The 22,168-nt window shown below is 43.8% G+C and carries 18 protein-coding genes; 6 read left to right on the top strand and 12 right to left on the bottom strand.

The genetic code is table 11. The features are described from left to right. Positions 1–9 precede the first annotated feature (9 nt). The 5 genes from ACFQ21_RS28480 to ACFQ21_RS28460 form a co-directional block, all read right to left on the bottom strand. On the bottom strand, positions 10–1,485 hold the full coding sequence (locus tag ACFQ21_RS28480) for a phytoene desaturase family protein (protein ID WP_377585805.1): 1,476 nt from the start codon (positions 1,483–1,485) through the stop codon (positions 10–12). A 63-nt stretch (positions 1,486–1,548) separates the two neighbouring features. After that, on the bottom strand, positions 1,549–2,256 hold the full coding sequence (locus tag ACFQ21_RS28475; protein ID WP_377585803.1) for a DUF2071 domain-containing protein: 708 nt from the start codon (positions 2,254–2,256) through the stop codon (positions 1,549–1,551). 223 nt (positions 2,257–2,479) lie between these two features. After that, complete coding sequence (locus tag ACFQ21_RS28470; RefSeq protein WP_377585800.1) at positions 2,480–2,911, bottom strand: GNAT family N-acetyltransferase; 432 nt, start codon at positions 2,909–2,911, stop codon at positions 2,480–2,482. 41 nt (positions 2,912–2,952) lie between these two features. Beyond that, positions 2,953–3,159, bottom strand: coding sequence for a helix-turn-helix transcriptional regulator (locus tag ACFQ21_RS28465; protein WP_377585797.1), 207 nt, complete (start codon positions 3,157–3,159; stop codon positions 2,953–2,955). Continuing rightward, on the bottom strand, positions 3,143–3,541 hold the full coding sequence (locus tag ACFQ21_RS28460) for a hypothetical protein (RefSeq protein ID WP_377585794.1): 399 nt from the start codon (positions 3,539–3,541) through the stop codon (positions 3,143–3,145). Before ACFQ21_RS28460 ends, ACFQ21_RS28465 begins: the two co-directional genes overlap by 17 nt. A 232-nt stretch (positions 3,542–3,773) precedes the next feature. Between ACFQ21_RS28460 and ACFQ21_RS28455 the strand changes: the two genes are divergently transcribed. Further along, on the top strand, positions 3,774–4,172 hold the full coding sequence (locus tag ACFQ21_RS28455; protein WP_377585792.1) for an NUDIX hydrolase: 399 nt from the start codon (positions 3,774–3,776) through the stop codon (positions 4,170–4,172). 8 nt (positions 4,173–4,180) lie between these two features. On the opposite strand, the gene ACFQ21_RS28450 is transcribed toward ACFQ21_RS28455, so the two are convergent. Then, entirely contained in the window at positions 4,181–5,491 is a 1,311-nt protein-coding gene (locus ACFQ21_RS28450) for a S41 family peptidase (RefSeq protein ID WP_377585789.1), read from the bottom strand. 470 nt (positions 5,492–5,961) lie between these two features. Here ACFQ21_RS28450 and ACFQ21_RS28445 point away from each other — a divergent pair, with 470 nt between their 5' ends. Together ACFQ21_RS28445 and ACFQ21_RS28440 are read left to right on the top strand one after the other, a co-directional pair. Next, positions 5,962–9,177: a SusC/RagA family TonB-linked outer membrane protein gene (locus ACFQ21_RS28445; RefSeq protein WP_377585787.1), complete on the top strand. Its 3,216-nt coding sequence runs from the start codon at positions 5,962–5,964 to the stop codon at positions 9,175–9,177. Positions 9,178–9,211: 34 nt separating this feature from the next. Next, complete coding sequence (locus ACFQ21_RS28440) at positions 9,212–10,750, top strand: RagB/SusD family nutrient uptake outer membrane protein (protein WP_377585784.1); 1,539 nt, start codon at positions 9,212–9,214, stop codon at positions 10,748–10,750. 119 nt (positions 10,751–10,869) lie between these two features. Here ACFQ21_RS28440 and ACFQ21_RS28435 read toward each other — a convergent pair whose 3' ends face one another. Beyond that, positions 10,870–12,924, bottom strand: a complete 2,055-nt coding sequence (locus ACFQ21_RS28435; RefSeq protein ID WP_377585782.1) for a HelD family protein — start codon at positions 12,922–12,924, stop codon at positions 10,870–10,872. 440 nt (positions 12,925–13,364) lie between these two features. On the opposite strand from ACFQ21_RS28435, the gene ACFQ21_RS28430 reads away from it, so the two are divergent. Then, a complete protein-coding gene (locus ACFQ21_RS28430) occupies positions 13,365–14,762 on the top strand; it encodes a hypothetical protein (protein ID WP_377585779.1) in 1,398 nt (465 codons plus the stop codon). Between the two features lie 174 nt (positions 14,763–14,936). On the opposite strand, the gene ACFQ21_RS28425 is transcribed toward ACFQ21_RS28430, so the two are convergent. After that, complete coding sequence (locus ACFQ21_RS28425; protein ID WP_377585776.1) at positions 14,937–17,171, bottom strand: hypothetical protein; 2,235 nt, start codon at positions 17,169–17,171, stop codon at positions 14,937–14,939. Next, positions 17,131–18,144: a hypothetical protein gene (locus ACFQ21_RS28420; RefSeq protein WP_377585773.1), complete on the bottom strand. Its 1,014-nt coding sequence runs from the start codon at positions 18,142–18,144 to the stop codon at positions 17,131–17,133. Before ACFQ21_RS28420 ends, ACFQ21_RS28425 begins: the two co-directional genes overlap by 41 nt. A gap of 63 nt (positions 18,145–18,207) precedes the next feature. Between ACFQ21_RS28420 and ACFQ21_RS28415 the strand changes: the two genes are divergently transcribed. Then, on the top strand, positions 18,208–18,516 hold the full coding sequence (locus ACFQ21_RS28415; RefSeq protein ID WP_377585771.1) for a hypothetical protein: 309 nt from the start codon (positions 18,208–18,210) through the stop codon (positions 18,514–18,516). Between the two features lie 45 nt (positions 18,517–18,561). Here the strand turns inward: ACFQ21_RS28415 and ACFQ21_RS28410 are convergent, their stop codons facing one another. The 3 genes from ACFQ21_RS28410 to ACFQ21_RS28400 form a co-directional block, all read right to left on the bottom strand. After that, entirely contained in the window at positions 18,562–19,659 is a 1,098-nt protein-coding gene (locus ACFQ21_RS28410) for a Gfo/Idh/MocA family protein (protein WP_377585768.1), read from the bottom strand. Between the two features lie 179 nt (positions 19,660–19,838). Then, positions 19,839–20,054, bottom strand: a complete 216-nt coding sequence (locus tag ACFQ21_RS28405) for a hypothetical protein (protein WP_377585765.1) — start codon at positions 20,052–20,054, stop codon at positions 19,839–19,841. A 533-nt stretch (positions 20,055–20,587) separates the two neighbouring features. Then, positions 20,588–21,061, bottom strand: a complete 474-nt coding sequence (locus ACFQ21_RS28400; RefSeq protein ID WP_377585762.1) for a BON domain-containing protein — start codon at positions 21,059–21,061, stop codon at positions 20,588–20,590. Positions 21,062–21,281: 220 nt separating this feature from the next. Between ACFQ21_RS28400 and ACFQ21_RS28395 the strand changes: the two genes are divergently transcribed. Continuing rightward, entirely contained in the window at positions 21,282–22,139 is an 858-nt protein-coding gene (locus tag ACFQ21_RS28395) for an ABC transporter permease (protein ID WP_377585759.1), read from the top strand. Positions 22,140–22,168: the final 29 nt, after the last annotated feature.

Here is a 22,168-nt window from a genome sequence, read left to right as displayed (position 1 = left end):
GGTCAAGGGCTAGCCCGAAACCTGATCGGCAACAATCCTGCTTCCCAATATACACGCGACTGTCCCAAGTCCGGGCCACGTGCTATCACCAGCCAGCCAGAAGTTCGGCACGCCTATGTTATGAGGTAACGCATTGAGATTTGAATTTTCAAAAGTCTGTCGTACACCTCCGACAGCACCTTGCGGTCGTCCGGTATATTTATGATAGGTACGCGGAGTACCTACTTCATAAACCACTGCATTCCTGCCGAGGTCTGGATATACTCTCCTCGCCAGACTAAGCAGGTGATTGCCGATTGATTCCTTCTTCGCTTCATAAGCTTCATCCGTTAGTCCCTCCCACTCCTGTATCGGGCAATGTGTTGAGAGCATCACCGCACGATATCCTGCAGGTGCACTTTTGATATCACCCGAAGAAGACACCGATATAAACATATTGTTTCCATTACCGAACGGCTCATTATAACTTTGCAACAGTTGATGATGCGTGATCGGCTGATTGATCACTTCTTCTTCCGGAACACCGAGAAACACAACGATCGCACCACCCAACGATTTAGCATCGCGCTTTACAAATGAGTCCAATCGCTTTTGTATAGTATCGGGTACTATGCGATAGGTGGCTTCTGCCGGAATAGCACTCACTACTTTCCTGGCTTGAAATATACCTTTACTTCCGCGCAGGTAAAATACAGCGTCAATCGTTGACACTTCGCTTACCTTATTTCCCACAACCAGTCTTCCACCAAGCCTCTTGTAGTGCATTGTAAAATGTTCCCACAAACCTTTCATACCACCCTGCGCACGTTGAAGTCCTGCACCGCGAATCGTTATACCTAAAGCTGCATTGATAAGCGGAGCTTTATCTATAGTACTATGAACCGTATCTTCCACCAGCATACCCAACGCGTTTCTCAGCGGAACATCATTTTGCAGGTTGAATTTTTTCATCGCGTCCAGCAATGTCCAATGCAGGTAGCGAGCCATAAAAATATTCTGCACACCAACCGCACGCATAGCCTGCAACACATCATATATACTTTGCAGCGGAAGCTTTATGCCATTTCGGCTTGCGTTCCAGAAAACACTGGCTATGTGGTCGAGAAATTTCCAGAATGCAATATGGTTCGGTGTGTTACCAAATTTTGCAAGACGCTCTGCATTCCATAACGTCTTATCGTGATACATAACAACTTCCCTATCGGGAAGCCATAGTTTATAATCGAGAAGATCAGCTTCCGGGAAAGGTATGTTTGTACTCGTGAACAACTCCCCTCCAACACCAGTTGCACCAAAATCCACCAGCGTGGTAGCACCTACATCAAAAGCAAATCCTTTCCGCTTGAAGAATCCGGCACACCCCCCGGGTTGTCCATGTGCTTCGAGAATAACCGTTGAAAATCCTTTTGCCTGCAATCGCAGTGCAGTGGCCATGCCGGCAATGCCGCTTCCGATGATGGCTACATCGTAGGTTGGGGTGGTCATGTTTTTTGGAGGCAGTAATTAAGAAGTAAGGAGTGAGAATAAATTGTTGCTTGGCCTAATCGTTTATATACTGTGCCATTCGTGGGGTATATTTTCCATGAGTAAGGCATTGTCGAAGCATATGGTGCCAGGGGGAAATATAGTTGTATCTTCAAAGAAAGTTGATGATAGCTCTTCTATAGCGAGTGGTTTAACGGACCAGCCTTTTGTTTTTAGCTGGATTTGTTTGAAGTGTCCTGGATTTGCAGATGGTGAACATCCTATAGAGCATTCCCGGAAACATTCGGATGCATGTTCGAGGGAGCGAAACATGGAATCGGACGGAAATGAACCACCAGCTTTTACGCTCACACGCAAGTTCGTACGATGATCCTCGCTGCTTACATTCACAACGTAATGTCCACCATCCTCCTTCGTATCAAATTGGGCAGGATAATGAGGCCACGCAAAAATTCTTCCGGCAAGCCATACATTTAGTTTAGAATCTGTATCCCTTCTGGGTATATATACACCACAACGAACCCGACCATCTTCACGCCACTGTACCAGGATGCGATGGGCTGCATTTTCCGAATCGATCTTCAGGAAATCAGGAGAATATCGTAAGCCTATATTATGCAATTTCAACAAACATATACCGGCACTTGCATATCCACCGATTATAAGTGGCTCGAGGTGATCCGGCAAAATCTTTCTGACCACAGCCGGGGCTACTCGGTAGTTAATCAATATTCTTCGTGTAATTATTCCACTTAAGACAGGCAGTTCCATAAGAAAGAAATTAATGTCGATGTACTCTTGTATACGGAAGTTGCCATTTAAAGTTTATCAAATTTTCAGTAAATACTGAAAGTTTGATATTTATTATCAGAACAAATGTTTTTGAAACGAGCTGAAATTGCTATAGCAGCAACCGAAAACCAAATACCGGAAGCTGTCCCTGTATAAAGTCGAGGTCAGCAGATCGCTGAAAGCCTATTCCTTCGTACATCTTCTACGCAGTTTGCATGGCTTGAGTGGTATGAATAATTACCTGTGCAAGACCTTTCTCCCGTGCTTTGCTGATGCATGCCTGCGTCAGCAGTTTTCCTATACCATGACCACGCGCGGTTTCCTTTACGGCCAATAATCTGAACCCCGCTGCATTCCTTTCCTGTGTGGCCGTTCCTCCTGAGCCGTATTGCGCCATGTCACTAAAGTAAACTACGGCTCCCGCAATTTCATTTGTTGGCGACACGGCAACAAGAAGTTCTGTATTCTGTTTTTCTGTAAAGTCGCCTACATTTGCCAACATCTTGTAATAAGAGGGTTGTTCGGCTTCTTTTGGAAAACCATCCAACTGCGAATAGGCTCCCACCAATAACTGTCCTATAGAAGAAAACTCTTCCGGCCTGGCATTTCGAACTATATATTTCCCCTGATCCATAATATTATAGTATAGCTATGATGGAAAGATTATCACCTCTCCTACTTCCAGTCTTTCTTCTCAAGCACAAAAAGATCTTCTACCGGTGCCTTGAGTAATTTTGAGATCTTAAGTGCCAATATCGTGGTGGGTACATACTGTCCTTTCTCAATTGAAATTATACTTTGCCTGCTTACGCCGGCTTGTTGTGCCAGTCCTTCCTGTGTAATACCCGCTTCCTCACGATATTTCTTAACCCTGTTCTCCATTCTTTAATCCGGTTTTGGAGATATAGAACATAATGAGGTATATACCGATTTCAAATATCAATAAACCAAAAGAACTCTTGATCACAGCGCCCTGTAAAAGATCAGCTGAGTCCAGTATAAAATAAATGATGCCTGCCAGGAATGCGGTGCGAAATGCCCGAAGCCGGCAGTCGTTTATAAACTCATCTTCCACCCGCTCTTTTGATAATACCAGGAGTAACAATCCGATTAACATCAGGACACTGGCAATTTTCCGTCTGGGTTCAGACTGCTCCCAGGTTTCCGGATACAACATACCAATAACAATCAGCCCAACAAAAGAAAGCAAAAAGACAGCCAGTCCAATCCATTTGTACTGGCGTGGAATTAGTATTGTGTTCATATTGTAAAGTTTACTTTACGTCAAATATACTTTACATTTCAAGAAAAACAAGTGCGTTCGAAAAAAGTCGAAAACATTTTTGAACAGGTTTTCCTACCATCCACCTTCCCTGCACAGTTGAAATTTTCTTTTCCTGGTGCAACGTGTATATTCCGTAAACCTTCTAATTTTGATTTGTTACCCCAGCCGTAACTTTGTACACAAACTCACAAACCCAAACTTCAAACACACTATGAAACTAATTGATAAACTGGCCTGGATCGAATTGAAAAACAAAACGATACTTGTTACAAAAACATTTGGTAAGGATAAATACTATATACCCGGGGGCAAACGTGAACAAGGCGAAACCGATGAGCAGGCGCTTTGTCGCGAAATAAAAGAAGAGCTGACCGTTGATTTGAAAAATGAGACACTCCAGTTTGTAGGCGTCTTCCAGGCATTGGCCCATGGCCATACCGATGGCACTCAGGTAAAAATGACCTGCTATACCGGCGCTTACAACGGTACCTTAAAAGCTGATTCCGAAATAGAAGAAATTCGTTGGCTTGCGTACGCTGAAATTGAAAAGGTGTCGCACGTAGATAGGCTCATTTTTGATTTCCTGTATGAAAAGCAATTGCTTGCCTAATGTAGGCGCTACTTCGTTCGTTCATATATATCTTCCCAGCCCGGTTTCCCCAATAACTTTAGGGATATTGAACCGGATGCTGATGTGAGAAACTCGGCCTGTAGCCAATCCGTTGCCAGGAATAAACTGCGTTCAATGGGCTTCAGGAGAAATGTTCTTCCATTAAAGTCATGAAGATATAGCTTTGCTTCTTTCAGCGTGACACTGAATTTTCCATACGTTCCCGCATACTTTTCATATATAGTATTATCGGTTGAGGTATATTCATGAGCCTTGAGTGCACGCAATGACCATTGTACCTGCTTTTTCTTTTCATCTGTCGTAGCCGTGGCTGCCTGAGCTTCCAGGGCGAGTGTCTGTGCTTTCGGCAGTGCATCATCGGATGCCACCGCTATATCCGGCACAACACCAGTTCCCTCCCAATCTGTTTGTGTGATGTGATTTATCGAGCGGGCAAAAGGAATATCAACCACAAAACCTTGTCCTACGTCTACCGGTCCCGTTGGGTGCGCGCCCCCTCCCGTTGTCTCTCCTACAATGATAGCGCGTTTGTTCACCTGCATGGCATAGGTAAAATCTTCTGCGGCAGAGAATGTATGTTTACTGGTGAGTATATATAGTGGCATGGACAGTTTCATCGTATCGGCCAGTTCCGGTTCAGCCCAAAACTCCATGGTCTTATTTCTTCTGCGCTCATATATATCATTCAGTCGCGTGCGCTCTTGGTAAAAATAACTGCAGATCTGTTTTACCATCCACGGACTGCCGCCTCCATTATTACGCAGATCAATAATCACGGCATCCGTATTGGACACAAAACGAAATGCTGCATGAAGCGTTGGCTTCGCTTCTTCTATAAACCCGTTGAATCCGTGGAAGAGTACATAACCTATATTTCCATCCAGTATCTCAACTTTACGAAATGCAAAGTTTTCTGCTTTCGCTTGTTTGATTGCTTCTGTGAAATCAGGCGATCCGCTATTTTTTTGCTGTGCGGCTTCACGTGCCAAAAATTCCGGATCGTAATGAATGCGAAGGTGTCCATCGCGATGAACTGTTTGTAAATCACTACCGATCTTGTCAGCCAGCAATTTGGGGTCGGAGATATTTTTATAGGCGCCCTTCTTCATTTGGCTTTTGAGATAACTTCCCATCATCTTCGATTTGTCCGGGAATATGTAGATGCGATCCAACGCCCTGTCGAGACTGTCGATCAGAATCTTCACCGACACCGGCTTACTCTTTCCGTTTGCAGATTGCGCACGTGCATTGTTAAACAAGGCAACGCATACCAGGATACACAGAAAAGTATATTTCATAACAGGAGTTTTTTAAAGTCTGTTACAATTGTTCAGCCAATCAAAAACCCTTTATTAGACTATCCCAGGCGAGTTACTCTGCGTATAGCCTGTCCGGTAGAGGGAAAAAATGTTCGGCATTAGACATCTCATTTTTATTGAATGCGAACTGCGCGTTTAACCTTCGATGTGTATATTCTGAAAACTTTTTTCATGCTTCTCAATAATTTTTTAAAAAAAATCACCCCACTGAAAAAAGAAGATCACGTTGACGAAGCCATCGTTTTAAATCGTTTTCTACCCCTTCCCGCGATCAATCACAACTCTTTAAAAAGGCTATAAAGTCGATATTACACCATTTTATACCATAAAATGGGTGACATGAATTTACATGAAAGTAATCTATTTTGTGATGAATGATTTTTGACATGATTCATTTTGTAATAAGTTTGAGACCCTAATTAAATTTTTCATTAACCCAACTAAGTAGTATGAAAAGAATTCTACTCGGAATCCTGACCTTGGTGTTCGCTGCGGCAAGCATTCAAGTGTTTGCTCAGGATCGAACGATTTCTGGTAAGGTTACTTCCGTTGAAGACGGAGGTGGACTACCCGGAGTAAATGTTGTTGTAAAAGGTACAACAGAAGGAACGGTAACGGACGCTGATGGTAATTATAGCCTCGTGGTTCGACCTGGTTATAACACGTTAACTTTTACGTTTATCGGACTTAAATCTCAGGATGTTGAGATTGGAACACAGTCGAGCGTTGATGTTCAGATGGAACAAGACGCTACGCAATTGTCGGAAGTAGTTGTAGTAGGTTATGCTACCACAACCCAACAGGCTTTTACAGGTACAGCGAAAGTTGTATCGGCTGAAAACCTAACACGTAAGAATGTTCCGAACATCACGCGCGCGCTTGCCGGTGAAGTTGCTGGTCTTCAGGTAATCAACAACAGTGGTCAGCCTGGAACTGTGTCAACGGTACGTATACGCGGTTTCGGATCTGTGAATGGTAACCGCGATCCGCTCTATGTAGTAGATGGTGTGCCTTTTACCGGAAACTTGAACTCCATCAACCCTGCCGATGTTGAATCAACTACTGTATTGAAAGATGCTGCTGCTACTGCGATCTACGGATCAAGAGGTGCTAACGGTGTTATCCTTATCAATACAAGAAACGGAAGAGGCAAAGATTCTTTCATTGAAGTGGATGGCCAATCCGGTTCCAACTTCTCTTTGTTACCACGCTATGATGTTATCAGATCTCCTGAGCAATATATAGGTCTTAGCTGGGAAGGTCTCTACAACCAGGGTGTTGCGTTGAACAATGCTAACCCTGAAGCTTATGCCAATGCAAGACTGTTTTCTACTGCCGGTATAGATCCAGACTATAATATGTGGAATGTTGCCAATGGTGCCGAACTGATCGACCCTGCAACAAGAACGGTAAGACCTGGTGTTACACGCAGATACAATCCTGAAAACTGGGAAGACCATGCATTCCAGGCTTCATCACGTAACGAAGTAAACGTGAAGTTTGGTGGATCAAATGAGAAGACTCACTACTATTCTTCTTTCGGATATCTGAAAGATGTAGGTTACTCGATCAACTCTGATTTCCAGCGTTTCTCTGGTCGTTTGAACTTAACTCACGAAGTTAAGAAGTGGTTGAACACCTCAATCAACTTCGGTTATGCAAAAACGAAAACAAACCGCGGTGGACAAAGTGAAGACTCCGGAAGTATATTCTGGTTTGTTGATAACAACCCTTCTATCTATCCATTGTACATGAAGGATGCTGAAGGTAACAACATTGAAGATCCTATCTTCGGTGGTCCACGCTTTGACTACGGTGAGGCTGGACGTAAGTTCGGTTCACTGACAAACGCTATTGCAGATGCCACGTATGATACACAACGTGACGATCGCCATGAACTGAACGGTGCTGCTTCTGTAAACATTAACATTACGAACGGCCTGTCATTTGAAAACCGTTTAGGTCTTCAATACTATAACAACAAGTATGTTAACAGAGGTAACAAATACTATGGCTCTTCAGCATCTCAGAACGGCTCTATCTACAATGAAAGAAGCGAGATGTTCTCTTATAACTTGTTGAACTTACTGCGTTACAACAAAACATTTGATGAACACAGCTTCGAAGTTTTGGCTGCACACGAAGCAACTGAATATTCATTGGACTACATGGAAGTATCTGCTTTCAACCTGGTAGATCCAAACTCTGAAGACTTCAACAACGCTGTTGTTTCAAACCCGATCGATTCTTACCGTGAAGAATATTCACTGGAAAGCTTCTTCGCTCAAGTATCGTATGATTTCAAGAAAACATACTTTATTTCTGCCAGTGCCAGAAGAGACGGTTCATCCCGATTTGTAAAAAACAAGTGGGGTAACTTTGGTTCGATCGGTGCAAGCTGGTTGATCACCAACGAGTCTTTCATGAAAAATCAAAACATTGTGAACTCACTGAAACTGAAAGCCAGCTATGGTCTTATCGGTGAGCAAGCAGGTATAGGTTACTATCCTGGTTACGATCTTTATAATGTTGACAACCTTAACAACGGTCCTGCCTTCTCATTCGAAACGAAAGGTAATCCTGATCTGACATGGGAAACTTCACGTATGTTCCAGACCGGACTTGAGTTCTCTGTAGGTACATTCCTGACGGGTGCTATTGACTATTATGTTAAGAATACAACTGATCTGATCTTCGACAGAAGAGTTGGTCCTTCTATCGGTTATGCGTTGATCAAAGTAAACGGTGGTGAATTAAGAAACCAAGGCTTGGAGTTTGACCTGACTGGCCATTTACTGAAGACTGACAATGCATTCATTAACCTGACCGTAAACGGAGAGATTCTGAAAAACAAGATCACGCATATGCCTATCGATCCTTCAACGGGTAAAGAAAAACTGATCGACCCGCAAGGTAACTATGGCTGGGGTGTGGGCCGCTCAATCTTTGATTTCTATATGCGCGAATGGGCTGGTGTAGATTCAAATGACGGTCGTGGTCAGTGGACAGTTTACTACCAGGATCTGAATGCCGATGGTCAGTTTAACAGCGGTGAGCAAATCACTTCATTGCCTACATTCTTGGATGCAAACCCTGACCTGGAAGGAAACATTAAGAAAGGTACTACCAAGACATACTCACAGGCAACGCTGATGTATATAGGTAAATCTGCAATTCCAAAAGTAAGAGGTGCTATCAACCTTTCCGGTGGATTTAAAGGCATTGAACTTAGTGTGCAGATGTTATATAGCATCGGTGGATATTCTTACGATGGTGCGTATGCAGGCTTGATGAGCAACGGTTTGATCGGTGGTAACAACTGGCATACTGATATTACAAGAAGATGGCAACAACCAGGCGATGTTACAGATGTACCACGTATATCGAACAACCAGGATGCTAACGTAGGTTCTGTTTCATCCCGCTATGTAACAAAAGCCAGCTACCTGATATTGAACAACGTTCGCCTTGGCTATAACATTCCTTCTTCTATCCTGGGTAGTTTAAAGATCAATGCTGCCAGCATTTGGGTATCAGGTGATAACCTGTGGCTCAAGTCGAAACGCGATGGCTTTAACCCATCTACTGCAGAAGCAGGAAGCTCGAATACATATCGTTATTCTCCGCTGTCAACTTTGTCAGCAGGGCTTAAAGTTAAATTCTAAGCAGACTACGTTTTACTATCAATAATTTAAGGACATGAAATTAAATTTCTATATAACCTGTACAGCCCTTCTGCTTGCATTAAGCGGATGTGGTGATGACTTCCTTGATAAAAAGCCAAGTGAGCAATTATCAAAGGAGCAAATTGCAGATGCCGCCAAGAAAGATCCGAACCTGTTGAATGGTAACATCGCAGGTTTATACTCTACTATGTATAACACGGAGACGGGTGGAACAACAAACCACGATGACTTCGGTCAGAAAGGATATGATATCTATAGCGATATGCTTGCTTCTGATATGGTGTTAGGTGCGTTAAACTACGGTTGGTATTCAACGGTAGCACGTTACCAGGCTACAAAAGATTATACTCAGAATGCCGACTATCAGCCATGGCGCTATTATTACAGAATTATCTTCTCTGCTAATACTGTAATTGATGCATTGGGTGGTACTGATGCCGAACAAACTGAAGATACACAACGCTTCATTATGGGACAGGCCAAAGCCATGCGTGCATACGCCTATTTCTATCTCGCACATTTCTATGGTGCGGGTTATGGTGACGGTTCTGACAAGATCCTTCCTATATATACCAACACGGAAGTTCCAAACCAGCCTTTGAGCACTACTGAAGAAGTATATAATTTAATCATCAGCGACTTAACACAGGCTATTGCGTATCTGGATGGTTTCAACAGAACATCGAAAGATCAGATAAACGTTTGGGTAGCAAAAGGCTTACTGTCTTATGCGTACGCTGCCAGAGGTACAAACGCTGACTTGCAAAATGTAGTGTCTATTACAGACGACATCATCTCTAACAGCGGTTTCCGTTTGAACAACCAGGATGAAGTACTCGCCAGATTCGATGCTGGTACAGGCGCACTTCTTAACCCACAATCCGGGTTCAATAAAGTTACTAACCCAAGCTGGATCTGGGGCGTGGATCTGACACTTGCCAATAACCTTGACCTGGTTTCATGGTGGGGACAGGTAGATTTATTTACCTATAGCTACGCATGGGCTGGTGATCCAAAAGTAATTGACAACGGTCTGTACGCTGAGATTCACGAAGATGATGTTCGCAAAGGACAATTCGTTGATGTATATGGTGACGGACTCTACTGGCCAATCAACAAGTTCTATGCTTCTCAAAGAACAAAAGAACTTGACGAAAATGAAATCGGTGGTCAGCGCAGTATCATTGATGACTATGTTTACATGCGCATGGAAGAAATCTACTTGTTGAATGCTGAAGCAAATGCTAAACTTGGACAGGAGGCTGATGCGAAAGAAAGTTTGACTGATCTGTTGGAACTCAGAATTGAAGACTACGATTATGTTGATGCATTAACCGGTCAGGCACTGCAAGATGAAATCTACCTGCAGACTCGCATTGAGCTGTGGGGTGAAGGTAAAGTTTACCTGGCATTGAAACGTAACAAAGTGACAGCAACGAGAGGTGATAACCACCTGTTCTTCCCTGGCGAATCATTTACGTTTGATTCGGACGAACTTACATTCCCGATTCCACAAGCAGAGGTTATCAACAACCCTGTATTGAATCAGTAATGACTCCTCAAAACGTATAAAAATTGAAAGGGTGGTTTAATTTAACCACCCTTTCTTATTTCTACAGCTGCTATTATTAAAACCAATTTACCAGGCAACCGTTCAAAATATACCCTTGATTATTGCCTAACGAATGTAGTCAGATCTCTTGAGTAGGTAAGTGTAAGCAAGTGCATGGCGCGTGTGCACGCTATATATAGCATGCTTCTGTCCACATCCGTGTGATAGTTGCGTGATGATGCAAAAGGAATGATCACTTCATCAAACTCCAATCCTTTGGCGAGGTGTGCTGTTGTCACTACAACACCGTTGGAGAAGGACGTGCTATCAGGTGTGAGCAGATGTACCCCGGGACCTTTTATATCCTGGTATAGATCCTCGGCTTGCTGCAACGTCTTGCAAATAATCCCCAAAGATTGACGATCAGAATTTCTGAATCGCTCGATCAGATCTTTAATTGCCTGCGCTTCTTCCTGATTCGTGTTATACCGCAGCACTTCCGGTGCCTGCCCGTGGCGTTCCATAGGCACTACGTTGGGGTTGCTGGATATATGCTGCGCGAACGCTGTGATCTCGTATGTAGAACGGTAACTCCGGAACAACTTCACCGTATCACCCTGCGGAAATACTTGTTGTATACCTTCTGCTGAAGATGCACTATACGGATTTACCGTTTGACTTACATCGCCAAGAATTGTTTTCTTGCATTGGAACAAGCGTGACACCACCGCATATTGGATCGGTGTATAGTCCTGCATCTCATCAATGAGCAAATGCTTTACATCATCGTAAGTCTTGGCACCCTCCAGCCTGATTTTGCAATAGATAAGCGGAAAAACGTCTGCATACTCCAATGCACCGTTGGGGCCCTGACGAAACATGTGCTCCTGTCCCATCCACTTGTAAAAATCTTTATAGAGATCAAATGCACTGCCGAGTCGGAACATGCGTGGTATAGTCTCCCATATCTGAGCTTTCTCACCACCGGTCAATTTCCGTTTTGTATTGCTGCGCACATAGTTCAGTACATCTTTCACCACTTCCGGAAAGCGCTTGAATATAGGCAAACGATGATAGGCCCGTAGCCGCTCGATAATGAAAGGCCACGGCACCACAATGCCGGCAACCCGTATCTCCTGCTCGGCTGCTCCAAAGTAATTATTCTCAACATGGATGAGATAGCGATTAAGTTGTCCTAAAAATTCGAACGTTGATTTGAAACGGATGCGTTCAATAAATGCAGCATCATGCTTTTCGAGTAACGCAGAAACCTGGTCAAAGAAGCTTTGAAATCTATACTTGTCTTCCAGTAATTCCGTTGCCAGCTCATCCATTCCCATCTCGGGTATATGTTCCTCACCGAGCTCTGGCAAAACGTTCGATATATAGTCTGCAAACACCTTGTTGGGTGAAAGTATGAGTATATCTTTTGAAGCAATCGTATCGCGAAAGCGGTATAGTAAAAATGCAATGCGGTGTAATGCGATGGATGTTTTACCCGAACCGGCAACTCCCTGGATGATCATGACCTGCGCTGTCTCATTACGGATCACTGCATTCTGATCACGCTGAATCGTAGCCACAATGTTTTTCATTTTGTCATCCGAAGACTTGCTCAGCTCCTTCTGCAAAATATCATCGTGAATGTTTACCGCGTTCTCAATCATAAACTCCATCTTACCTTCGCGGATTTTATACTGACGCTTCAACGCCACTTCGCCCTGTATTGTACCGGACGGAGTTTTATACCAGGCCTCACCAAGTTCAAAATCATAGAACATGGAGGATATAGGAGCACGCCAGTCGTATATCAGGTTTGCACGCTGCGAATCATCCGCAAATGAATAGATCCCTATATATATAGGACTTCGCTCCTGCCCTGCTATAAAATCGATACGACCAAAATAAGGAGAATCTTTAAGTTTATAAAGCTTGCGTTTTTTAGCAACAGCCGATTCACCCGTAAAGGCCATGCGGTTAATGGACTGACCTGCCGCCACCATATCCGCTTCATCCATCCCCGATTGATTCTCGTAGATATATTGTTTATTCTGCCGCAGTTCAGCGGAGAATTGTTTAACAGTATCATCTACCCGTATGAGGGTTAGTTGAAGTTTCTCTTTGATCTCTTCAAGGTACTCGCGCTCTTCCTGTTCTGTACTATTAATCATCATCACGTATAAATTCAAAAAAAATCAATCCCGGTCCTGGCGGCAAACCGCAAAATTAAAAGTTTATACGCACAATAAAGAGTAATTGAGAAAGATTTCCGATCAGTGCAGAAAGCCTCCGAATTAACGTCACTTCGAGCCTGCGCTTTTAGATCATATCTCTGCACTCCCCACAAGAAGCCCCTGATCGGAGCAACAAAATCACCACTAAAATATATACTTGAATGCAGGCTATCACATTTAGCACGCATCGTGACATGAGGGTTTCTCGCGAGGAATGCGCATTTCACAGGAGATTCGCACGCCCGGAAATGACGCCCGATAAGCAGAACTGTTTGTTGTCTTTCTCTGAACGTTTTTTCCACCCCTGATCTGAAGGGAGTATATATCACCAAGTCGTCATTTAGCAAACAGGTTATCACAAACCCATAACCAAACGCTAAATGAAAAAACAAGTAACCCGAATCCTCCTATCAGCTATGCTGTTAGCGGGACTCACATTTGCATGCAAGGAAGAACTGCTCACGCCTGCAGAAGAAGATGCGGCAACATCATCTGTAGCAACGGAGAATGCCAGGCGCGGTAACCCGGACACTGACTACCAGGTAAGCCAACAAGTATCCGGAACTACCTGGACGTATACCATTACGAAAGACGATGCTGCCAAACATCCCGGCCATTTCACTATTCATTTCGGCAACTGTGAAAATGCCAGCCCCACAATAGCAAATATAGTCGCGGCCTCTATTAACGGAGCAGACTGGTTAGGAAAGATAGAAGCCAGTGAAGGAATGACCGGATGTACACCTTCCTCTTCTAACGTTGTTAAGTTCGATGACCTTGATTGTGCTGACCAGTATATCATTCAATTCACATTGGACACACTATATTCCGCTGTACCGGCACAAGGCTGGATAAAATCAGGAAGATCGTGTATCGAAAAAACATTGATTGCTCCCGGCTGCCGCGGGTATACACTTACCACCGCGCTGGATGCTGACGCTGCCATGGCCGGAAAACCATACAACGAATTAAACACCTATATGAAACTATATGGATTCGATTACTCCGAACATCCGAATTGCTCCGGTGGCTATGGCGGACACATCGATGGTATACATGGCGATGTTGTAAATGATATATACTTTAATAAATCCGTTTTTCGATTTGATATACATATTGATCCGGTGATTGATGGCGACCGTTGCAGCTCCGGCACTGTTGACCGTCAGCGTAACGAAATGAAATCCATTACCAACAATACTACGTGGGCAAAAGTACAAGGTAACTGGAACGAGTGGCAAATACTCGAATGGAAATTCAAACTTCCCGCAGGGTTCCAACCGACACAGAATTTCTGCCACATTCATCAGCTAAAAGCACAGGATGGTCCGAATAATGGAAGTCCTGTAATTACAATTACACCCCGTGCCAACAGCGATGGTTCAAACAAGCGCATGCAGATTATTCACTCAGTCGATGGCGCAAGTACAGGTAAGGGTACCGTTGTAAACGATATACCATTATCAGCATTTGAAGATGAATGGGTACAGGTACGCGAAGAAATGCACTATACACACAACGGCTACTACTCCTGCAAAATTACCCGCATCAGCGATGGCCAGGTATTAATTGACTATACAGACACAAACATTGACATGTGGCGCATCGGCAGCTCCTATATACGCCACAAGTATGGCCTATACCGAAGCCTTGCCGGAGGACGATTGGACCAAAATCCTGTAGGACAAAGTCCACTCCTAAAAAACGAATCGATCCTGATAACAGACCTGCGCGTATATGAAAAGAACACGAACCCCGAGCCGAACGTAACGCATTGAAATAGCTGTGAGCTTTGAGCTGCGAGAATGTAAGAGGCCGCTGGCTTCAGGCTATCAGCTGCAGGATGTATCTCATGAAGCAGCGTTGCTAGCCAGTAGTAACCTACCTTTGGATAAAACACCTTGCAGCCAGTGGCTTGTAGCCAGCGCCCTCTTCTCGCGACTCGCAGCTAATTAATTTCCTGCGTATTTACTAAAGTATCCGCACTCGTTGATCACTTCCTTATAGTAGCGCGTGTTCGAATATTCAGTCTTTAATTTTTTGAAGCCGTTCCATGCCTGGAATGCAACTTCGGGTTCGCCCCAGAAGTCATTCTTGCTGTGGTACTCTTTTGTATAGAAGGCGTTCCGCTCGCACTTCGCCATCATGTATACACATTTGGCTTTTTGTTCTGCATTCGCTGCTGCGTTGAAGGCCTTCTCGTAATATTGGTTAGCGGTGGTACAACTTAGTAGAATAGGTTGATAGTATTTGTCAATATAGTTACCATATTGATTTATGATATCGTTATAGTATACAACACGCGCGTTGCCAAAGTATGTCATGTTATAGTATGCATTACCAAGCAACAAACTGTTGTTATATACATCCTGGCCTTTATCTACATACGACTGCATCTCTCTCATTTTTTTAAGAAACGCCAGCTTGGTATATTTTATTTTTTGCGGAGCGGCATGATCGCAGTCGTGGCAATCTTTGATCTTTCCGTTAAAGGGATTTCCATAGAGCTCGACATTTTTGCCTTCGGCTGATTGCTCCATCAATGTAATAGCTTCGTCAAGTTTTCCGGCATACGCGCTCATCACTGCCTGATACTCGTATATATCCGATAAGGTTATTCCATAGATACCTTCCGCCAGTCTCTCCCAGGGAGATTTGTTAGCCTTGTGCAGAAATACTTTCATGGCTTCTGCGTTGGAAGCTGTCTGATAGAATGTAGTGTTGGCATCAAACAACTCTGCAAAAACTATATTTTGCTGACCCGCATACAATGAAGCTATATATCGCTTGCTCCAGCCCAGTGCGTTTCGATAGCGGAATACTTCATCCTCTGTATCTTTGATATGATATAGCCAGTCGAGTTCCGGTAATAATTTGCCTTCTGCTTTCTCGTCCATTTTTGTTGTGGCTGATAATGTATTGATAAGCTTGAGCAATCGTATCTGGTTCGAAGCCAGTTCACTTTTAGGACCTTTCTTATCTGCTTTCTCAATCAGTTGCAAAGCCTGCGTATTGTTACCGGCCAGAATATTGAGATAGCCTGCTGCTAAATTCCAAAGATGCGGCTTACCGGTTTTCTCTTCCTTCGCGATTGAACTTACCAATTGAAGAGCATCTTTATCCATCTGCTCCTTCATGGTTTGTTTATACACGGTAGCAGACTTGAACTCCATATCATTCAACCGAACTTCTTCTTTGTTGACAAGTCTTGTCAACAGGTAGCCCAGGTGTTCGCTGGCCGGGTTCAACTTGTATATTTCGCGTATCGCAATTTTCTCGTCAGCATAATAACCAAACAATGCCCAGAGTCCGGATTTCTCTTCCGGAGTTTTAGCTAATGCTAATGATGCCTGAAAATCTTTTTGCTCCTGTGGATGATAGTTATAGGCTGTAACGGTTCGCAACGCGGGGCATTTATCAAACACAACGCTGTATAAATAGTTAGACGTTGCATAATCTTTCTTCTTATAGTATACTCCGGCTACATACGAGAGACCGCGATAGTATAAAACATTCTGGGGAACACTGCTCTTTGTCTTTTCAAAAAACGTTAGTAAGCCCTGCTTGTTGCTGCTATAGAAATACGCTTTCATCGTTTGAAACCAATACCGGTTCTTCAGAAAAGCATCGGTTGTCTCATTATAAAATTTCTCAACCTGTGCGATTGTCTTGGGGCTAACAACCGGTGCGGGTTGTGTTTCCTCGTAGTTCCATGAATTGAGCGGAGTTGTACTGCTGATTTCAATTTCCTTCGCATAGTATAAAAATTCAACGAAGCCTTTCACCTGGGCATCGGCCCCGCTGAGGCGTGCATACGGAATTGGTAACTTTTGTTTTTTCTGAACAGCACTATACATTTCTTTAACTCTGACATCTGCACTGTCATTCAATAATAGAAATGAGAGTTCCTTGGTTGTAAATTTACCTTTCAGATACTCTGACCATTCCGTTACTACATCCTGATTAAAACGCGAGGTATAGTCAGATTCAAAACCTATACTGTAAAACACATCTTGTGGCGCAAAGAACAAAGGCGAATACGATTCGTCTACATAAGTCTCCGGTGTAAAGTTGGAGTCATAATCATATCCCCAAAAGTAATCCGCACAGGCAAACAGTATACTGTAAGTACCAAACGCCACAAGGCTACAGAGTACGGCTAATTTTTTGAAAGAATTGGTTCTCATGCTGGTAGTGTTTCAGGTTAAAGTTATCGAGGTCGTAAAAAATAATTTCTGCTGGTTGTCTGGTCATTGCCTCCGAAAGATCTTCGATCATTTCTTCAAGATCATCCGGCCGAACGGATTCAATCTTGATGCGATCACCTTTCTCAAAGTAGTAACCCATTTTTACAATGTCGTCATTCACTTCAAAAAACGGAGGCTCCTTCATTTTAAAATGATCATCCTCCTGAAAGCTTGTCTCATCTACTTTATTCAGTAAGCCAATCACTGTATTATTACGTACATGTATACCCCAGGTAAAAACCGGAAGCGCTATATCCAGCGGCAACGGGTAACTCTTTAAACTTGCAGTATAGAGCTGAGCGGTCTCACGATCATAAATAGAGTTGGAAGAATCAGGAGCAATACGTCCCATGTTGTAATACATCAACACACCGCGCTCAACAGCGGGAACACCCGTATTCCTGAAATACTTTACCTGGTGTAGCCGTATTGTTGCCGAAAGTTTTCTGTTGCTCTTCTTTTTCAGCAGGTCAATAAATTTGAAATAAACCTCTTTACTATTCAGCGTCCAGTCGCAGTCGATCTGGATTTCGTCTGAGACAATATTTTGCGTTGAATTGATTTGCTGGATATAGGACAATACTTTATCAACGAGATCATCAACGTCCAGCGCAGGCTGGAGCATTACCTCGTTCCGAATATATACTACGGGAATGATGTGCTGATCGCCAGGCGCTTCGTCAAACGTTATGGGCGAGAGCGGAACGGGTTGTCCCTGCTGCAAAGCCACATCGAAATAACGCACATATAGTTTTGAGACACCGTTTTGCGCTAATGCGTATCGTTCGTTCGCAGTAAGTTTAAAGATTGTGCGCCAATAGTAAAAAGAAACAGCCGCCTTGTTCGTCTCCGTATGGGTAGTACAAGCCGACAGGATCAAACACAAAGCCACCAGGTTAGTTACGACACGCATTTTATAACAACAGCCGGCAAATGTACTAATTTGAAAGAACGTATACTCACCTGCCTTTCAACTTTGAAACGAGTATTTTTTTTTGAAATATTTGGCCCTGAAATAACATCGAACATGACCAACACCGGAGATTTACCGAAATTGAATCAGGATAACCTTCAGCTTTACTTGCTGAAGCATGCCATTCAGAATACCATCTATCTGCAGTCCATTCTTAAAAAACAATTTGAGCTGCAACACTTGCTGCAGGACGGTAAGATCGACAAGAATGCCGTGAATGAAGACCTCGTTGAAAAACTAAGTCAACTGGATGCCGTAATCCAAAAAGAAATGATGCAGGCACTTGCTGATATTACTCCGAAAGGAAAGTGATCACAGTAAATCAGTTAGAGATTCCGAAGCATGAAAGTATATATATCACTTGCCAAGCTTGACCACCCGGCCTTCGCGTGCAGATTGTTTGGCTGCTTCCAGTATCTCAACAACAATGAGGTTATTCTCGAGCGATGACAAATCTGTCGCGCTGACTTTTATTTCACCGCGTATCACGGCTGCCAGGTATGCGAACGGATCGCTATAGGGCTTTTCATAAGCAGGACTTGTTATATATTCTTCCGGTTTATTGGCTGCAGATTTAACTTTAGAGCCTTGTCGATCTGCCAGTACATAGCCGCGTTCGCCGTAGAGTTCCATATCTTTACGGCCGAACGGCCAGTTCCATGACGCTTGTATAATTCCCTGTCCTTCCCGGTAGGTAACAATGATCGTTGCATCATCATCCACACGCGGGTATACCTGTGGTTTCAGCTGCTGTGTAACAGCAGATACTGTTAATGGCTTCGCACCATTCATAAGCCAGGTGAGCAGGTTGGCGCCATAACATCCAAAGTCCATCAGGGCACCACCACCGTTTTTAACCGGGTCCGTAAGCCAATTCAGAAACTCCGGACCGACTCCAATTTCTTTCGGCCCTTCATGACCATCATGAATAACGGCTTTGCGTAATTTACCAAACGTGTGATGCTTGAGGAATATCTCTTCCACTTTCTGGTTACTGCTATACCAGGTGGTTTCATAATTCGTAAGTACAGTTATAGCGTACTTGTGGGCGAGCGATTCGATTTGTCGCGCATGATCCATGCTTACAGCCAACGGTTTTTCTACCATAACATGAATGTGACGCGGAGCGCATGCCTTTACAATATCCAGGTGTTCGAACGTACTGCTAAAACCAGTAACAGCCTCTGGACGTGTCTTCTCCAACATCTCTTCCAGTGAACTATATAGCAGTGTCAGTGGCAATTTATACTGCTTGCAATACCGTTCTCCCAATGCACGGTCCGGTTCCGCAATGCCTGTTATTTCAATGTCTCCATCATCTGCACGATCGAGTATCCATCCAACGTGGCCGTGTGTTAATCCGGCAACGCCAATGCGAAACGGTTTCTTATCCTGTGGTAATGCAATGGTATAAGCAAACACCAGCATGGCGATTGTGAGTATTAGTCGTGACATACGCGCTTGGGGGCAAAGTATGTACAAGGTAAAGAATACCAGCGAAGATGTTGCCGCAGAAAGGAAGTTATCCTTCAGTGAAAAAATATAGGGATGAGTGGAATTTCCCAAGGATACACGCGCAGCGGCATGGCTGGGCCCGTTACCGGCATACAACGTGTACCCCTGGCGTTGTGCTATTAATTTATCCTGATATCTTCAACAGCATCAATGCTGAGGAATGACTTCACCTTCGAGAAGAAGGACGTGCGTTGCTGAACAATGACGTATTGGTTATTGATGATCTGAACGACCTCACATTTTTCAACGATCTTGCTATTGTACGTGAGTTCGATGGATTGTCTCGCGTCCTTCATCAGATTAAGGATGCTAACTTTTTCCTGGAATGACATCATGGTAACTTTTAGTTTTAATTTGTCTCCTGTCGCTGCCGCTGATTATATTTTCTTTTCATCTCTTAGATGCAGAAGTATTCGCGCGGTCACGCGTTGCTTACTATACAAAAGTGCAATCGGTACCAGCAACATGCTCGCCAAATTACAAGCATACATAACGCTACTGGGGATTGTTACGAATCGTGAGGTTGCGGTGATGTCTCACGCAAAAGACGTCTGATCTGATTGACTTTTGAGACAGGCTTGCAGTTAATACGGATGCGTTCTAAGTGTTTCCCTTAGAGAATGTAGGTGCGATACGGAGGCTTTACATTTTGATACGAAAATCATTGTTACAACGGTAGGCTACCCGCCAATAAAAAAATTCACGCAGACTGTTTTTCTTACAAGCTCTGTCGTGACCATAACATGGAATGTGACGAACTCCCAAGATCAATTTCCTTCAGTGACAGACTATATATACCCTGATAAAAAAAATCAACAGAGAGGAACAATCATTGCTCCTTCCCTGCTGATCAATCCTAAACTAACATTTACACTATAGCAGGTTTAACACGCTCCTGCTCTTGCAGGTTCGCGCTATCCTGATTAACATGGATCCTGTTCTCTATATTCACAACACCGAATACAGTTTCAGCCAGATCTTGCGCCAATTGTTTCGCGAAACAGTCGTGTACTGAACCCGTGAGTATAACATCTCCGCTCTTTACCTCTACTTCTATATCGGAAGCATCCAGGTATGGATCATCACACAGAAGATCGCACACCATTTCACGAATGCGTTCATCAGAGCGTTTATAGTTCCGTGGGCCCTTTCCGCGGTATCCGCCATCATATATACCTTCATTCACCCGGTTTCCGGTCGGAGAATTTACCGCGTTGCCTGTATCGCCACGGTATCGCTGCGTGCCGGGCTGCTCCCATTCAGTATAGTGGCCACGCGTTACGTTGTTCTGTCTGATGGAAGTCAGGTAAGCCGCCTCGGTCTTTTGGCTGTAGTTTCTCATATCTGCGGTCTTAAAAGATTTGCCACAATCCTCCTAAAATTATGCCCGGCATAGCAGGCTTTTGCCAACGGCTTCTCTTCATCAAAATGGTATTCATGTGAGGAATACGGTCATCGCTCGTCATCATGCGATGTGGTCTGAGCCTGTGACAACATTTATAATTCAGGAACGCCAGGTATACATTTCCTTTTATGATAATTGCTTCGTAAATTATTCGTTTTTGAGGCAAAGACAATTTATGCGATGGCAATGGGAAATTAAGCCGGAGTCGGCCTGGTTTGAATGGAACTGGAAAGAAATTTGGAACTACCGTCACCTGCTGCTTCGCCTCATTCGCAGAGACTTCCTGACGCAATACCAGCAAACACTTCTTGGTCCTGCCTGGGTTGTTATACAGCCGCTGGTAACGGTGTTACTATATGTAATTATTTTCGATCGCGTGGTGGGCATTTCCACCAATGAGACACCGCCAACACTTTTTTACCTCAGTGGTATCATTATCTGGAATCTCTTTGCCGAATCTTTCTCGGGCACGGTATATACCTTTACGGCCAACGCTCCCTTGTTTGCCAAAGTATATTTCCCCAGACTGATTATACCCTTCTCGGTAACAGCATCTCACATTATCCGCTTTTTTATACAGTTCCTGTTGTTCATCGGTTTCTACGTGTACAATCTATATACCGGCACCGTATCATTTAATCTTTTGTACAGCCTGGTTGCTGTACCCCTGGCAATTCTCGTCAGTGCGGGTTTAGGACTGGGTGCAGGGTTGGCGCTATCCGTATTTCTGGCCAAGTACCGCGATCTTACCAATCTTATCCAGCTCACCGTGCGCTTGCTGATGTTTGCTACTCCGATTATATATCCGTTGTCCATTGTTCCTGATAAGATCAAAGCCATCATGGTATATAATCCGCTGGTTCCGGTAATTGAGTTCTTTCGCGTGGCATTCCTGGGGGAAGGAACCACGTCTGGTATTCAGCTGGCCTATAGTGCTGCCAGTGTGATTGTAATTTTCTTTATTGGAAGTATATTGTTTAATAAAATGGGGTCAAAACTTATTGATGTTGTTTAGCAGCTATATGTATATATCTTCCCTTTTCA

The organism is Ohtaekwangia kribbensis (assembly GCF_042676245.1).
GTDB lineage: Bacteria > Bacteroidota > Bacteroidia > Cytophagales > Cyclobacteriaceae > Ohtaekwangia > Ohtaekwangia kribbensis.
The sequence above is the reverse complement of the archived record's forward strand: the minus strand, read 5'-3'. Positions and strand labels throughout refer to the sequence as shown.

Excerpts from the sequence above, each read along its gene's own strand:
- ACFQ21_RS28480 (WP_377585805.1), bottom strand. The coding sequence starts at position 1,485 with ATGACCACCCCAACCTACGATGTAGCCATCATCGGAAGCGGCATTGCC.
- ACFQ21_RS28475 (WP_377585803.1), bottom strand. The coding sequence starts at position 2,256 with ATGGAACTGCCTGTCTTAAGTGGAATAATTACACGAAGAATATTGATT.
- ACFQ21_RS28470 (WP_377585800.1), bottom strand. The coding sequence starts at position 2,911 with ATGGATCAGGGGAAATATATAGTTCGAAATGCCAGGCCGGAAGAGTTT.
- ACFQ21_RS28465 (WP_377585797.1), bottom strand. The coding sequence starts at position 3,159 with ATGGAGAACAGGGTTAAGAAATATCGTGAGGAAGCGGGTATTACACAG.
- ACFQ21_RS28460 (WP_377585794.1), bottom strand. The coding sequence starts at position 3,541 with ATGAACACAATACTAATTCCACGCCAGTACAAATGGATTGGACTGGCT.
- ACFQ21_RS28455 (WP_377585792.1), top strand. The coding sequence starts at position 3,774 with ATGAAACTAATTGATAAACTGGCCTGGATCGAATTGAAAAACAAAACG.
- ACFQ21_RS28450 (WP_377585789.1), bottom strand. The coding sequence starts at position 5,491 with ATGAAATATACTTTTCTGTGTATCCTGGTATGCGTTGCCTTGTTTAAC.
- ACFQ21_RS28445 (WP_377585787.1), top strand. The coding sequence starts at position 5,962 with ATGAAAAGAATTCTACTCGGAATCCTGACCTTGGTGTTCGCTGCGGCA.
- ACFQ21_RS28440 (WP_377585784.1), top strand. The coding sequence starts at position 9,212 with ATGAAATTAAATTTCTATATAACCTGTACAGCCCTTCTGCTTGCATTA.
- ACFQ21_RS28435 (WP_377585782.1), bottom strand. The coding sequence starts at position 12,924 with ATGATGATTAATAGTACAGAACAGGAAGAGCGCGAGTACCTTGAAGAG.
- ACFQ21_RS28430 (WP_377585779.1), top strand. The coding sequence starts at position 13,365 with ATGAAAAAACAAGTAACCCGAATCCTCCTATCAGCTATGCTGTTAGCG.
- ACFQ21_RS28425 (WP_377585776.1), bottom strand. The coding sequence starts at position 17,171 with ATGAGAACCAATTCTTTCAAAAAATTAGCCGTACTCTGTAGCCTTGTG.
- ACFQ21_RS28420 (WP_377585773.1), bottom strand. The coding sequence starts at position 18,144 with ATGCGTGTCGTAACTAACCTGGTGGCTTTGTGTTTGATCCTGTCGGCT.
- ACFQ21_RS28410 (WP_377585768.1), bottom strand. The coding sequence starts at position 19,659 with ATGTCACGACTAATACTCACAATCGCCATGCTGGTGTTTGCTTATACC.
- ACFQ21_RS28405 (WP_377585765.1), bottom strand. The coding sequence starts at position 20,054 with ATGATGTCATTCCAGGAAAAAGTTAGCATCCTTAATCTGATGAAGGAC.
- ACFQ21_RS28400 (WP_377585762.1), bottom strand. The coding sequence starts at position 21,061 with ATGAGAAACTACAGCCAAAAGACCGAGGCGGCTTACCTGACTTCCATC.